10 protein-coding genes and 1 pseudogene are annotated in these 14904 nt (G+C 68.6%); 6 read left to right on the top strand and 5 right to left on the bottom strand.

The features are described 5' to 3' along the window. Positions 1-45: 45 nt before the first annotated feature. Positions 46-1587, top strand: a complete 1542-nt coding sequence (locus ABZW18_RS17870) for a substrate-binding domain-containing protein (protein ID WP_356188326.1) — start codon at positions 46-48, stop codon at positions 1585-1587. A 174-nt stretch (positions 1588-1761) separates the two neighbouring features. Here ABZW18_RS17870 and ABZW18_RS17865 read toward each other — a convergent pair whose 3' ends face one another. Next, positions 1762-3570 carry a fatty acyl-AMP ligase gene (locus tag ABZW18_RS17865; protein ID WP_356188324.1) on the bottom strand — a complete coding sequence of 603 codons (1809 nt, stop codon included), beginning with the start codon at positions 3568-3570 and terminating at the stop codon, positions 1762-1764. Positions 3571-3644: 74 nt separating this feature from the next. Beyond that, positions 3645-5441: a fatty acyl-AMP ligase gene (locus tag ABZW18_RS17860; RefSeq protein ID WP_356188322.1), complete on the bottom strand. Its 1797-nt coding sequence runs from the start codon at positions 5439-5441 to the stop codon at positions 3645-3647. 373 nt (positions 5442-5814) lie between these two features. On the opposite strand from ABZW18_RS17860, the gene ABZW18_RS17855 reads away from it, so the two are divergent. Next, a complete protein-coding gene (locus ABZW18_RS17855; RefSeq protein ID WP_356188320.1) occupies positions 5815-7110 on the top strand; it encodes a beta-ketoacyl-[acyl-carrier-protein] synthase family protein in 1296 nt (431 codons plus the stop codon). On the opposite strand, the gene ABZW18_RS17850 is transcribed toward ABZW18_RS17855, so the two are convergent. After that, positions 7074-7841, bottom strand: coding sequence for a response regulator transcription factor (locus tag ABZW18_RS17850; protein WP_356188318.1), 768 nt, complete (start codon positions 7839-7841; stop codon positions 7074-7076). The two genes, ABZW18_RS17855 and ABZW18_RS17850, sit on opposite strands and share 37 nt — an antisense overlap. A gap of 405 nt (positions 7842-8246) precedes the next feature. Here ABZW18_RS17850 and ABZW18_RS17845 point away from each other — a divergent pair, with 405 nt between their 5' ends. From ABZW18_RS17845 to ABZW18_RS17830, 4 genes are all read left to right on the top strand, one after another. After that, a complete protein-coding gene (locus ABZW18_RS17845; protein WP_356188316.1) occupies positions 8247-9284 on the top strand; it encodes an AraC family transcriptional regulator in 1038 nt (345 codons plus the stop codon). A 168-nt stretch (positions 9285-9452) separates the two neighbouring features. Then, positions 9453-10538 (top strand): BTAD domain-containing putative transcriptional regulator, encoded by a 1086-nt coding sequence (locus ABZW18_RS17840; protein ID WP_356188314.1) that lies wholly within the window; start codon positions 9453-9455, stop codon positions 10536-10538. Then, the gene (locus ABZW18_RS17835; RefSeq protein ID WP_356188312.1) at positions 10525-11130 is read left to right on the top strand and encodes a hypothetical protein; all 606 of its coding nucleotides are present in this window, start codon (positions 10525-10527) and stop codon (positions 11128-11130) included. Before ABZW18_RS17840 ends, ABZW18_RS17835 begins: the two co-directional genes overlap by 14 nt. Before the next feature lie 283 nt (positions 11131-11413). Then, entirely contained in the window at positions 11414-12259 is an 846-nt protein-coding gene (locus ABZW18_RS17830; RefSeq protein ID WP_356188310.1) for a DUF4394 domain-containing protein, read from the top strand. A 481-nt stretch (positions 12260-12740) separates the two neighbouring features. Here the strand turns inward: ABZW18_RS17830 and ABZW18_RS17825 are convergent. Together ABZW18_RS17825 and ABZW18_RS17820 are read right to left on the bottom strand one after the other, a co-directional pair. After that, positions 12741-12827 (bottom strand): annotated as a pseudogene (locus ABZW18_RS17825) (VapC toxin family PIN domain ribonuclease); the annotation flags it as partial. Positions 12828-13387: 560 nt separating this feature from the next. After that, the gene (locus tag ABZW18_RS17820) at positions 13388-14836 is read right to left on the bottom strand and encodes an alkaline phosphatase PhoX (protein ID WP_356188309.1); all 1449 of its coding nucleotides are present in this window, start codon (positions 14834-14836) and stop codon (positions 13388-13390) included. Positions 14837-14904: the final 68 nt, after the last annotated feature.

Below are 14904 nucleotides of genomic sequence, written 5' to 3'. Positions count from 1 at the left end.
TGTTTTTCCACCTCATCCTTGTTCTGCTGCTCAGCGGAGGCGGTCATGGACAATTTTCCGTGGGAAGTCACACTCGCGGTCCTCGGTGTCGTCGTCCCGATCATCGCCGCGCTGTACGAGTTCGTCGTCAACGGCCGCAAGCGACTCGGCTACCGCGTGCAGATGGACACCACCGCCACCGACGCGGTCCACTCCCAGTACGCGGGAGCCCTGCAGCAGTTACAGCAGCAGGAGGAAGGTACGCCGCTGGTCGACCCGTCGTTCGTCCTGCTGCGCATCGAGAACAACGGCGCGACCCATATCGACACCAGCGACTACGCCGTCCTCGACGACGACAAGGTCGGCATCCGCGTCAGATTTCCCGGGCGCAGGGTGGCCGGGATGGTCGTGACGGAACTCAGCGACAACTTCCTGCGCCACTCCTTCGGCGAGGCCTCGGGGCTGAGAGTGCTGAACGGCGTCATCGAACTCCCCAAGGTGCCGTTGAACCGCTCCGCGCACTACAAGGTCCTGGCAGCACTCGAACGCGCCCCCGAACCCGCGGACGGCCCTCGGGAGGAGTTCGAGGAGCCGGAGATCGTCGGTGGCATCAAGGGCGGAGTCGGGAACGGGGAGATACAGGAGACCAAGAGCCGTACGGGAACGCCACGGCAGGCCATCGCGCTGGTCTGCTTCCTCGTCCTGGTCATCCTCGCCCAACTCACCGTCTCCCTCAGCAGGGGCGACGCGATGGCACCCCTGGACTGCGCCACGGGAAAGCTCACCCTGACCGGCTCCACGGCCTTCAAGCCCGTCCTGGAGGAGGCCGCCGACGCGTACGCGAAGACCTGTCCGGGCTCGGGCTTCACCATCGACACCCAGGGCAGCTCCCAGGGCCTGAACAGGCTGAAGAAGGCAGGGCAGGATACGGGCTCCGGAAGTCCCGGTCTGCTGGCGTTCTCCGACGGAGCCAAGGGAAGCCGATACCCGCAGCTCCTGCCGCGCCCCATAGCCTTCTCCCTCTTCACCCTCGTCATCAACAAGGAGGCGGGCGTCCAGGACCTCTCGCTCCAACAGATCAGAGAGCTCTACGCGGGGCGCATCGCCAACTGGAACGAGCTGGACGGTAACGACAAGCCGGTGCGCCTCGTCAGCCGGGAATCCGACTCCGGCACCCGGAAGACCTTCCAGAAGCAGATCCTCGCGGGCAGGTGGGAGCCCGGCGAGAACTCCGATGACTGCCGGGAGCCAAATTCCGGCAGTGGCGTCGTACGTTGCCGACGAGACGCCACCAACGAGGTGCTGGACTCCGTCGCAAGCACCCCGGGCGCCCTCGGCTACAGCGAGGCCGGGGCTGCCTCCAGGCGCCAGGACCTGCTGGTCGTACGCATCGACGGTCACCCGGCCACCCTGGAGATGGCCGACCACAAGGCCTACCCCTTCTGGGAGACGGAGTACGCCTACACCTACGGGGAGCCCCGGGCCGGCTCCCTGGCCGCCAGCTTCCTGCGCTATCTGACGAACGAGGTCGGCAAGGACATCGTGCGCTCCCGCGGCCACCGCCCCTGCGCCGAACTGCAGAACCCGATGCTGTGCCGCCCCTCGTGACATCCCCGTCTCCGCGGGTCAGCGGAGCATCATCCATCGTCCCTTGCTCAGCCTCACGAGTCCTGCCGTGCCCCGGTGCTGTCCAGCTCCGCCGGCAGGCCCACTCACACCGGCATGAACGACGACTGCCCTGGGCTCCTCACCAGGAGGCCGCGCGACTCGAACCGCGCATCCTCATTCGATGAGGGCGGCCTCGAAGGAACCCCCCAGGTACTGGTCCCGGCTGTCGCGCCGTTGCAGCTTGCCGGTCGTCGTGAGCGGCAGCGTGCCCGGCTTGAGAAGGACGACATCGTGTACCTGGACGCGGTGTCCTGCATGGACGGCGCGCCTGATCACCCGCTTGATCTCCTGGGCAGTCACCGGCTCATCGGTCTCGCCGCCGGCTGCCGCCGTCGTCTCGGCGAGCACGATGAGCCGTTCGTGTGCGCCGTCGTCGACCGACACGGCGCAAGCACCGAACTCGCGGACTGCCGGGTGGCTGGCCTCAACAGTGGCCTCGATGTCCTGCGGGTAGTGGTTGGCACCGGCGATGATGATGACATCCTTTGCCCGACCGGTGATGAACAGTTGTCCGTTGTGCAGAAATCCGAGGTCACCGGTACGGAGAAAGCGCTCGCCCGGCTGGTCGGGAAGGGTCCCCATGAAGGTCGCGGCACTCTCCTGGGGAGCGTTCAGGTAGCCCGTTGCGACGCTCGGGTCGGACACGAAGATCTCACCCACCTCGTCCTCCCCGCTGGGCTTTCCTGTCGCCGGATCGACGGCGACAACCGTGCTCAACGGATGTGTCCGGCCGCAGCCGACCAACTCGCGGCTGTCCTGCGTCGACGCGGCTGTGCGCACCTTCCCGGCGGCGAGCGCCGCGGAGTCCAGCCGCAGGATTTCCGGGCCCTGGCCGACCGGACCGGCCGTGACCATCACTGTCGCCTCAGCGAGGCCGTACCCGGGGCACAGTGCGTCGCGCCGGAAGCCGGCCTCGGCGAATGCCGCGCTGAAGCGGTCGAGCGTATCGGGGCGGACGGGTTCACCTCCGACCAGAGCCATCTCCCAACGGCTGAGGTCGAGTTCTCGGCGCTGAGCTTCGGTCACCCGGCGTGCGCACAGGTCGTAGGCGAAGTTCGGCGCGCAGCTGTCCGCGCGTCCGAGCTGGGAGATCGCCCGCAGCCACGTGAGCGGACGCTGTACGAATGTCATCGTAGGCAGCAGTGTGACGTCCCGGCCGCAGAAAAGAGGGTCGAGGACATTGCAGATGAGGCCCATGTTGTGCTGCGGCGGCAGCCACGACACCGACGATGGGCGGGGCAGCCCGGCGTCGTCGGCAGGCCGACGCGTGCTGTCGTATATCAACGACAGATTGTGCAGCACATTGCGGTGAGTGATCGCGACGCCTTTCGGCAGGCCGGTCGATCCCGAGGAGTACTGCAGGTAGGCGACCATCTCAGCGGTGACCACCGGCGGGGTCCACTGCTGGGCCAGGTCCAGGCATACCTCATCGGTCGCCACCCGATTGAGCCGGGCGAGCCCGTCGGTGTCGGTGAGGACGGGGTCCGCGGCGGCAAGCATAGGGCCGGTGGACAGGAACAGCGAGGGCTCGGAACTCGCGGCAATCGACTGCACCCGGGTCCATTTGGCATTGCCCCGCGTGCCGTCGAGCGGAGCTACCGGCACCGGGATCAGACCCGCATAGACGCAGCCCAGGAAGGCGGCGTGGAAATCCAGTCCAGGCGGGTAACTCAGCAGCGCGCGTGCGCGCGCGGTAGAAACCCGCTTTCGCAGCGTCACCGCGATCGCCCGCGCATAGCAGTCGAGTTCGGCCAGGGTCAGTGAGTCGGATTCCTCGACACCATCGCCCAGAAACACAAAATTCTTCCGGTCGGGCTCGGCTGCCGCACGAGTGCGGCACAGGTCGATCAACGTCGACAGTGCGCCGTGCTCGCCTGCCACCCCCTCGGGCAGTCGGACACCGTGCTGATGAACGGTTCGCATGAGACCACTCCAAACGGAGGAAGGAGGAAGAAGGCGGCGGGCAGTTCGCGCGCCCTCCCTGCAGGGAGCGAGGTTCAGACCATCTCGAATACCCGCGCCCGGTACCTGGACCGGCACTGTGCGCGCTGCAGCTTGCCGCTGGTGGTGAACGGCAGTGCACCGGCCTTGACCAGGAGGACGTCGTCGACCAGGAGGCCGTGCCCAGCAAAGACGGCCTCTCGGACGGCTTCTTCAACTTCACCCGCCCCGACCTTCACGCGGGCCCCTGACGGCGTGTCCGGGGCGGAGTCGGCCACCACGGAGTACCGGCTGTTGATCTCGGCCAGGACGACGAGGCGCGCGCGTTGGCCGTCCTCGACGGTGAAGGCGCAGCAGCGGCCTTCCCGTATGGCGGCGTGGCTTTCCTCTGCGGTCGCCTCGATGTCGTACGGGTAGTGCTGCATACCGTCCACCACGATGAGGTCGGCCACCCGGCAGGTGACGAAGAGCTGACCACCGTCCAGAAAGCCGAGGCTGCCGGTCCGCAGGAACCGGTGGCCGTCGTGGCCCCGCACAGTGGCGTTCAACGTACGCGCCGTCTCCTCAGGGGCGTTCCAGTACGAGGTACCGATACTCGGTCCGGAGGCCAGGATCTCCCCCGTCTCGTCCGGGGCGCACGGTTCGCCGGTGTCCGGATGCACCACTGCGATGGTCATGGAGGGGTGCAACTGGCCCAGCCCGACCAGTCGGCGGGCCTCGTCCTCGGACCCGGCTCGCTGCACCTTGCCTTTCGCCAGCGCCACCGCATCGAATCGGCGGATCACCGGTTCGGGCTCCACCGGCCCGCCGCTGAGCATGACGGTGGACTCGGCCATGCCGTAACTCGGGAAGAACGCCTCGCGGCGGAAGCCGAACGGGGCGAGCATGGCACTGAACTGGTCAATCATCTCTGCCCGCACCGGCTCGTTTGCGACCACCGCGATCCGCCAGCCGCTGAGATCGAGGGAACGCAGCTGCTCCTCGGAGACGCGCCGCAGGCACAGCTCGTACCCGAAACTGGGTGCCGAACTGATGCCCGCCCCGCGGTCCGATATCGCGCGCAGCCAGTTGACCGGATGCTGGGCGAACGCCGTCGGCGGCATCAGTGCGGCGTCGTACCCGACATAGATCGGCTGCAGAACCCCGGTGATGAGTCCCATGTCGTGGAACACGGGCAGCCAGGACACAACGGGCGGCAGCCGGTCGACGTCGTCCGTGGCCCGGGAACCGTTGGCCAGGATCAGCGAGAGGTTGTGCAGGACGTTGCCATGGGTGAGCTCCACACCCCGGGGCGGACCGGTCGTGCCGGAGGTGTACTGCAGGTACGCCACCGTGTCCGGGCCGATGCGGGGGGCATTCCAGCCGTACGCGTCCGTCTCGCTGATCTCGTCAGTCGCCACAGAGGTCGGCCGGCGTGGTGTGGAGATGCCCTTCAGCAACGCTTCGACACGGTTCTGCCTGGACCCGTTCGACAGCAGCAGATCCGGTCGGCAGCTGTTGATGATGGCCTGGAAGCGCGTATACCGGTCGTCGACGCCGACGCGCAGCACCGGAGGAGCCGGCACCGCGATCAGGCCGGCATACAGGCAGCCGAAGAAGGCGGACACGAAGTCCAGGCCCGGCGGGTAACTGAGCACGGCGCGGGCGCCCGGCGGGGCATGCCTGCTCAGATGCACAGCGATCGCCCGTGCGCGGGCGTCGAGTTGGGCGAGGGTGAGCGAGTCGGACTCTTCGACTCCGTTCTCCAGGAAGGCGAACATCCGTCGATCGGGCTCCCTGGACGCGCGGTACCTGCAGAGCTCGACCAAGGTCGTCGGCTCGAGCCGCGATTCTATGAGGGCATCCTCTGACATTGCGGTCCTCCTGTTCGGCTTGGACATTTCCATTTCCCTCGCGATTTCCCACTTTCCCCGCCAGGACTTGGCCATTTACCCAGCCATTGCCGTACGCCTGCGCCATGGCCGTTCCACTCAGAAGATGTTAACGAGGCCGAGAAATCTCGGATATCCGCCGCCGGATGGCGTCCACCCCCTACCGGAGGCGAGTGATGAGTAACCCGCAAGACGGATGACAACTCACCTTCCGGTCGCCCTCACGGTTCCGTCCGCCGGCCGTTACGGAAAGCGCCCCGTACTGGCTACCGTCATGACGACGGCCAGAGGACGACGCAGGGCCCGTGTTCAAGGGAGAGCATTTTCCCCGGAACGCTTCAGAAAGGGATCCGTAATGTCCTACGAAGCATCTGACTACTTCTTGGGCTATCCGAAGCTCCCCGATCTCCCCGATCTCGCGGACGGGGAAGTCCTCGGTACGACCGGCGTTGGGGTCACCGGCTTGGGAATGACCACGCCGCTGGGAGCCGACGTCCGCTCCACCTGGACGGCGCTGCTCGCCGGCTCATCCCCGATCACCGTGCTCGACGAACCGTGGGCCCGCGACCTGCCCGTACGGCTGGTAGGCCGACTGAGTCAGGAACCGACCAAGGTGCTGGACCGGGTCGAGGCCCGACGAATGGACCGCTGCCAGCAGATTGCGATGGTGGCGGCCCGGCAAGCATGGGCCGACGCCGGCGCGCCCGAGGTCGCGCCGGAGCGGCTGGCCGTGGTGATCGGCACCGGCCTCGGCGGAGGGAGGACGCTGGTCGACCAGCACGAGGCGTCCCTGGCGAAGGGTCCGGGCCGCGTGTCGCCGTTCGCGGTGACGATGCTGATGCCCAACGGTTCCGCCGCCGCCGTCAGTCTGGCTCTCGACGCCCGCGCCGGTGCCCACGCGCCCACCAGCGCCTGCGCCTCCGGAGCGGAGGCAATCGCCATGGGGCTCGCCATACTGCGCGCCGGACGGGCCGATGTCGTTGTCGCCGGCGGCACCGAGGCATGCATCAGCCGGCTGTCCATGGCTGCCTTCGCCCGCATGGGGGCCCTGTCCAGCCGTCACGAGGAACCTCAGAGCGCATCGCGGCCGTTCGACAGCGCCCGTGACGGATTCGTCATGGCCGAGGGCGCCGGCGCCGTCGTACTGGAACGAACCGAAGCCGCAAGGGCTCGTGGCGCGCGGATGTATGCCACGCTCGCCGGTACAGGGATGAGCTCCGACGCGCACGCCATGACAGCTCCTTCAGCGGACGGTCAGATCAGCGCGATCCGCCAGGCCTTGCGCTCCGGCGGCCTCTGCCCGCAGGACATCGTTCACGTCAACGCTCACGCTCCCGGCACGCCCGTCGGTGACCGTATCGAGGCGTCGGCAGTACTGGAATCGCTCGGTCCGCATGCTCTCGTGACGGCGACCAAGTCGATCACGGGCCATCTCATAGGCGGGGCCGGCGCGATCGAGGCCATCTTCACGGTCCTGAGCATCTTCAACGACGTGATCCCCGCGACCAGGAACCTCGACGACAAGGACCCCGAGGTGAAGGTGGAGGTCGTCACGGGAAACCCTCGGCGCACCAAGGTCACCGCGGCTATCTCGAACTCCTTCGGTTTCGGTGGTCACAACGTGGTCCTCGCTTTCACCAAGCCCGCCTGACCACGGGCGCGGGACGGGGCCGGAGGGGAGGAAGCTTGAGGGGCCGGGGGGCCTGCGGAGGCCTGCGGAAGCTGGGACGAGTGCACCAGACCGCTCCGCTGGGCCATCAGCGCCGCGTGCATCCGGTTCGGCAACTCGAGCTTGGCGAGGATGCGCGAGACGTGGGACTTCACGGTGGCGGCCGTCACATGCAGCTCGTGGGCGATCTCTTGATTCGACCTCCCCATGGCTATACCGGCCAGGACTTGGGTCTCCCGGCCGCTCAGGGCGGCCAGGGCGACCGCGTGGCTGCGCTCCTGTGGCGGGGGAAGGATCTCGAACCGATCGATCAGCCGTCGGGTCATCGTGGGGCAAAGGAAAGCCGCGCCGACGGCGACGGCACGGACAGCTGAGGTCAGCTCCTCCTGGCTGGCGCTCTTGAGCAGAAAACCACTTGCGCCCGCCTTCAGCGACCCGAACAGATGGCTGTCAAGGCCGATGCTGGTCAGGACAATGATTCCGGGGGCTGCCGCCTCCGAAGGCTGGGCGAGTTTCCGGATGAATTCGTATTCGGCATCGACGAGTACGACCTGTGGTCGCCGCAGCTCGACCAGGCGCAATGCCTCATCGCCGACTCTCGCATCGGCGACCACGGTGAGGTCCGGTGCCTCCCCGAGGGCCTGCCGGAAACCGCGGCGCACAAGATCCTCATTGTCGACCAGCATTACTTCCAACGTGCTGAAGTCGTCCATCACTCACTCCGCCTGTGCGATTCGGAAGTGTGGTCCCATCCAACTTCGTGGTCTCCTGACCGTTGTAGTTCCAGCCCCTCAGGTGCTCCTTCCGCAGGACCCACGCAGTGCCACCCCATTCACCCGTTGCCGGCAACCAGTACTGTGCGTTTCATGGGGTCCTACTCGAGAACGCTTCGGGTACAGCGGTTGCACACGCGATGGCTGTGGGATGCGCTGAGCCCTACGGGTGACCGTGGCTGATACCGCGTATGCCCCCTGGCTCGCACGCGCTTCCCGGTTAGGCTGAACGGCAGCCTGCGGCGGAATACGCCGCATCGATCCCTTCCGATGCTAGGGGAATTGGCAGTGCTGGTTTCAGGCAATGGCGGCCATGCTGTTGGCCGTTCCGGACACAGGACGGCGGTGGACGAAGCCTCCACAGCTCCGCGGCTGTTCCAGCGAGGCATTGCCGGCGTGCGCGCGATGGTGGATGTCGGGGTCGAGCGCGGAGTACCCGTACAGGCGTGCCTCGGCGGCAGCGGTGTGGACCGGAGCGTTCTTGCCGACGATGCCGCACACGTCCGAGCCTGGCAGGAGCTCATGGTGGCGCAGAACCTGGTCCGCGCCACAGGCGATGCTCCCGGCCTGGGGCTGGAGGCCGGTAGCCGGATTCCGCTGCGCACGTACAGCGTGTGGGGCTTCGCACTGCTCGCCAGCCCGACGCTGCGCGAAGCGGCGGCTGTGGGACTGCGTTACCTGGAGCTCACCTTCGCTATGGTCGGGATCTGCCTTCAGGAGGACGGAAACGAGGTCCACCTCGTCCTGGATGACGGGTTTGTGCCCCAGCCCGTTCGACGGTTCTTCGTCGAACGGGAATTGGCCAACATCCGCACCATCCTGGACACCATCCTGGGCCGGCCCTTCATACCCCTCCGGTTGGATCTGCGCTTCCCACGGCCTCAAAAGTCGGCACCGTACGAGGCGTTGGCCAACGCGCCGATCGCCTTCGGGGCGCCGCGCAACGCGATCGTCACCTCCGCAGCGGTACTGGAGCAGTCGCTGCCGCAGGCGGACCGGCGCACCATGCAGGTGTGCGAACGCGAGTGCAGCCTCCTGTTGGCCCGGCGCGCCGACGGCGGATTCGCGGCACGGGTACGGGAACTGCTCATGCAGTTGCCGGACGGATTCCCCGACATGGGCATTGCCGCAGCCGCGCTGCACGTCTCCACCCGCACACTGCACCGGCGCCTGGCCCTGGAGGGCACTTCCTACCGGCGTCTCGTCGACGGAGCACGACACGCTCGCGCAGTCGAGATGCTGTCCACCCTCGGACTCGGAGTCGACCAGATCGCCGTACGGCTCGGGTACGCCGACGCGGCGGCATTCATCCGCGCGTTCCGCCGGTGGACCGGTGCGACCCCCGGCGCCTACCGCACCAGCGTGCCCTCCCGGCCTTACTGATCGCTGCAGGACAACGTTCGGAGCCAAAGTACTGGACAGGCACTGAACGGCTGGCTGGCTGGCTGGCTGGTGGCAGCTGTGGGCGGCACTGGGCCGGAATGGGCCTTCCGGATATGCCGCTGATGAGAGAAGGGTGAGGGAGATGTGAGACGGCGATGCGGGGGGCTCATGCGCATTCAGGTACTGGGGCCGGTCTGTGTCTGGCGGGACGGCACACGCCTCGACCTCGGCTCGCCCCAGCGCCGTGCGATTCTCGCCCTGCTGGCCGTGTCCCGTGGGCAGCAGCTGCCGTTCTCCGGGCTCGCGGACGCCCTGTGGGGCGAGCGGCATCCGGCGAGCGCGTCGAACGTCATCCAGACCTGCATCAAGCACCTGCGCCGCCTGTTGGAGCCGGGGCGGCGGCCGCGCGCCCCCAGCGCGGTGCTGCCCCGGCTCGGCGACGGCTACGCGCTGCGCGTTCCGTACGACGTCATCGATCTGCTCCGCTTCCGGGACCTGGTCGCCGCGGCGGAGGTCGCACGGCGGGACGGCGGCCAGGAGCGGGCCGCGGCGCTGCTGGCCGACGCGCTCGGGCTGTGGCAGCAGCCGCCCCTCGCCGACCTGCCGTTCCTCGCTGCCCACCCGATGGCCGTCGCGCTGGCCGGGGAGCGTTGTGGCGTGGTGGCCCAGTACGGCGAAGCCATGATCGCGGCGGGAAGGAGCCCCAGCGTGCTGCCCGTCCTGGAGGAGGCCGCAGCGGCGCAACCACTGGACGAGGGCGCCCAGGCCCTGCTCATCCGGGCGTACCAGGCCGTCGGGCGACGCGACCAGGCGGTCGCCGTCTACCGGCGAAGCCGCCGCCTGCTGGTCGATGAACTCGGCGTCGACCCCGGCCAAGAGCTGTCCGAGGCCTATGAGTCCGTGCTGCGCCGCCGCACCCGGCCTCCTGCTCCCGGCCACGGGCATGTCCCCGACCAGGACGCGGGCACCGGCCCGGTACCGGTGAGCGTCGCCGGCGCGCTCCCCGCGCAGTTGCCCGCGGATGTGCCCGACTTCACCGGCCGGGCCACGGAGTTGTCGGCCCTCGACCGGCTGCTGACCGGAGCGAAGGGAAGCCCGACGGCGGTGGCCGTCTCGGTGATCTCCGGCACGGCCGGGGTGGGGAAGACAGCGCTGGCCGTCCACTGGGCGCACCGGACGCGGCACCGGTTTCCCGATGGCCAGCTCTACGTCAACCTGCGGCTACGATCCGGACCGCCCCATGCCGCCCGGTGACGCCCTCACCCGGTTTCTCAGCGTCCTCGGGGTCCCCGGTGACGTGAGCCCGCTCGACGTCGACGACCGCGCCGGCTGGTACCGGACCGAGATCGCCGACCGGAGGATGCTGGTGGTCCTGGACAACGCCCTGTCCGAGGAGCAGGTCCGCCCGCTGCTTCCTGGCTCGCCGTCCTGCACCGTCGTGGTCACAAGCCGGGACGGCCTGGCCGGCCTGGTGGCCCGGGACGGCGCCCGCCGCATCGGGCTGGGCCCGCTCCCGCTGCCCGACGCGGTCGCCCTGCTGCGGACGCTCATCGGCGCGCGGGTCGAAACCGAGCCGGGGCCGGCCGCCGCCCTGGCCGAACAGTGTGTACGGCTCCCGCTGGCGCTCCGGGTCGCGGCCGAGCTCGCCGTCGTCCACCCGTCGCTGCAGCTGGCGGACCTGGTGACGGAGCTGGCCGACCAGCAGCGGCGACGGGATCTTCTGGACGCGGGCGGCTACCGGCGTGCGGCGGGTGGAGGCGGTGTTCTCCTGGTCGTACCAGCGTCTGCCCGCCCCCGTCGCCCGCACCTTCCGCCTGCTGAGCCTGCACCCCGGGCCGGAGGCTGACGCCCATGCCGTCGCCGCCCTGATGGGCGCCGTGCGGGGCGAGGAGCATCGCGTTGCCCCCGTCGATTCGTGAGGGTGTGTTCCCAACTGCCGCCCGCCTCGCGTGCCCGCAAGACGCCGAGGTGAGTAGTTCAATCACCATCCAGTGGATGTGTCCAGTCCTGCGAAATAGCTTGTGGTCGCCGGCTGATGGTTCAACCAAGCGGACCATGCCGCACTGCCTTTACCACGCCACACGCTCACCGGGAGGGAAGAACCGATGCGAGCAGGGATCAAAAAGAGAATGGCTGCGGCGGTCGCGGTCGCATCCGCCGTGGCGGCACTCGTTGTGGGAGCCCCGAGCAACGGCTGGGCCCAGGCCCAGGCCGACAGCCTTCGGGCGTTCGGGATCTCGAGTGACGGCACGTTAATGGCCACGTTCACCACCGACAGACCCCAGGTGCTCGACTGGGTCAGAGCCGTCACCGGGCTCAGTGGCGACACCGCGCTGATCGGGATCGACTTCCGCGTGCAGAACGGCCTCATGTACGGCGTCGGCAACCAAGGCGGCATCTACACGATCAAGACCCCGCCAGTGACCACGGACGTGGTGGTCACCAAGGTTTCCCAGCTCCGCGTTCCGCTGTACGGCACGAACTTCGGGGTCGACTTCAATCCCGCGGCCGACCGGCTGCGGGTGATCAGCGACAACGGCCAGAACCTGCGTCACAACCTCGCCGACGGCACCACGACCGAGGACACCACACTGACCACCCCGCCGGCGACCGGGCCGACCAGGGGCGTCACCGCCGCTGCCTACACGAACAACGACGTGAACGCGGAGACCGCGACCACGCTGTTCGACATCAACACGGCCACGGACCAGGCCGTCATCCAGTCTCCGGCCAACAACGGGACGCTGGCCCCGACCGGCGCGCTCGGCGTGGACGCCGGCCTCAATGCGGGCTTTGACATCTTCAGCGACCTGACCAACGGCAAGACGACCTCCGTGTCGGCCTTCGCCACTCTCGCTTCGGCGAGTGGCTCGGCGACGCTCTACAGCGTCAACCTGTTCACCGGGGCCACGGCCGGCGTGGGGCAGTTCCCGCTGGCCATCACCGACATAGCCATCGCACTCGACACGAACTGACACACTTCCGGTCCACCGACCGGTCATGGTGAGCCCGCCCCAACACACCCCCGGGCGGGCTCACCACCGTTGGCTACCACCCGTATCAGCAGTGCTCGGCAGCGTCGGGGACTCGGCTCAGCCAGGCCGCGTGCGCCTCCTGCGCCACACCGAGCAGCCGGTCACGTGGCGCCTCTCGTGTCGTCCTTTACGTTTTCACCGCAGTGCAGTTCGGACACAGGGCGATCATCTGCTCAGGGGCGTCCCGGCCGCCCCTTGGCGATGTCGTGGATGTGGTCACCCTCCAGGATTGGCCGCCCGGGGTCCTTCACGTCGCTTGGCGCACGCTCGCATCCCGGGTTTCCACAGGCGCCGTCACAGCGCGTCAGCACGGCGTCCCGCGCCTTGGCGCGGCGGACCGAAGCGGTGACCGTAAGTGCGGCCCGTACCCCATGTGTGTCGCCGGCCGGGCGGGATGAAGGGGCCGGGACGACATCGGCGGTCAGTCGAGAACGTCCCGCTGCTGGACTTCCTTGAGGACCGCGGCCACGGTGGCGAAGTCGTCGTCCACGTGGAGCACGGTCTGACCAGCGCGTGGTCTCGGCTGCCCGGTCGAGGGCAGCACACCGACGGCCTCGGTTCGGCGTCTTCCGCGTGGACGGCGGCAGGGCGGTCCGGGTGGCTGACCGCTGCCAGGACACCATGGGCTTCACCGTCACCGGTCTGTCCGCCTCCCTGGCCAGCGGCCGCCTCTCCCCGACCGGCCCCGACGCCCGCTCACCCCATCTGGCCTGATCCGCAGCACGGATTGCGCCACTTCGGGAAAGGGCCTCGAACCCACCCGCAGCGGATTCCCTTTCCGACGCGCAGAGGCTGCGCCCCGGCACTCGGGGGCGGAGCCTCATGGCCGTTTCCGCAGGTCAGCACAGTAACAGGGACATCCCCCCGTCGGCGTTCACAACAGCGTCCGGGTCCGCCTCCGGCCGGAGAGTGTGATCGCTCGCGCGTCGCGCCGGTCCGGTCGGCTCGGCCAGGGCGGGACCCCCGCCCCGCAAACGCCTCCTTGTGGATGCCCAAGTCACGGGCGAGGTGCGACGCGACCGGAGGTCTGGGCTTCCCGGACCGCATGCTCCGCAACTCGTCGGGGACCTAGTCGTCATCACCGTCGTCATCGCCGTCCCACGGACCGGTGATGGCGACGAGGATGCCGGGGTCCTGGATGTTGGCGAACAGCGTCTTGCCGTCGGGAGAGAAGGTGACGCCAGCGAACTCGCTGTACTCGGGCGCCTCAGCGGTGCCGACGTTGAGCTCGTTGCGGGCGATCGGGTAGGTGGTGCCGTCGAGCGTGGCGCCGAAAAGGTGCGACACGCCGTCGCCGTCCTCGGCGATCACCAGGCCGCCGAACGGCGAGACGGTGATGTTGTCCGGGCCGTCGTAGGCACCGTCCTTGGACGTGTCCGGGTTGACGGCCAGCAGCACCTTGAGCGTGATGGTGGCGCTGCGCGGGTCGTAGAACCACACCTGGCCGTCGTGCGCGGTGCCCGGGCTCTCGGAACGGGCGTAGCTGGACACGAAGTACGCGCCGCCGTCACCCCACCACATGCCCTCCAGCTTGCGGGAGCGGGTGATCTCACCGGCCAGGAACTGCTTGCGGACAGAGGTGGTGCGGGCGTCGCGGTCCGGCACCTTCACCCACTGCACGCTGTGCACGGTGCCGATCTGCGTCGCGCGGGAGAGGTCGTCGACGTACTGGCCCGCGGAGTCGAAGCACTTGAACGCCTCCAGCACGCCCGCGTTGTCGGCCAGGGCCCGCAGCTTGCCGGGGCCGTGTGCGAAGCCGGCCGGCGGGGTCCAGCGGTAGAGCAAGCCGTTGGGCTTGGAGGCGTCCTCAGTCAGGTACAGGTGGCCGCCGCTCTTGTCGACCACCACCGCCTCGTGCGCATAGCGGCCCAGGGCCTTGATGGGCTTGGGGTCGAGGTTGGCCACGCTGCCCCGCGCGGGGTCCACCTCGAAAACGTAACCGTGGTCCTTGGTCATGCCGTCGACGCCGGCCAGGGCCTCGGTCTCCTCGCAGGTCAGCCAGGTGCCCCATGGGGTGACTCCACCGGCGCAGTTGGTGGAGGTGCCGGCGATGCCGACCCACTCGCGCACCGAACCCTCGGACACCTCGACCACGGTGCAGCCGCCGGCCGCCGTCGGGTCGTACACCAGGCCGTCCACGTGCGGCACGGGGTAGGCGGCCGCGCTCAGCGGGTCGTCGATCTCGTGGTTGTTCACCAGCAGGGTGACGTCGTCGTCATCGTCATCGCCGCCGCCCGCGAAGGCGCCAGTGCCGTCGTGACGGTTCGGGGTGGTCTGGCCGGACTCCAGGGTGGTGACACCGGTGCGGGTGAGGATCCGGTAGGAGAAGCCCTCCGGCAGGGAGAGCACACCCTTCGGGTCCGTGACCAGCGGGCCGTAGCCGACGGCACTGCCCGCCTCGGCGGTGTCGGCGACGGCACCGGGCGCCGCGAACAGCGCCTCCACACTGCCGACCAGCATGACTCCGGCGCCCGCCATCGCGGACCGATTGAGAAATTCCCTGCGGTTGAGCGGCATTTCATCTCCCCTACGAATGGACATCGGCCGACGCGTACGGCGTCGGCGCGGCGCCCATCCTGGCCACG

Source organism: Streptomyces sp. NPDC004647, from assembly GCF_040609575.1.
Taxonomy (GTDB): Bacteria; Actinomycetota; Actinomycetes; order Streptomycetales; family Streptomycetaceae; genus Streptomyces.
This window is presented reverse-complemented; position numbering and strand designations above follow the sequence as displayed.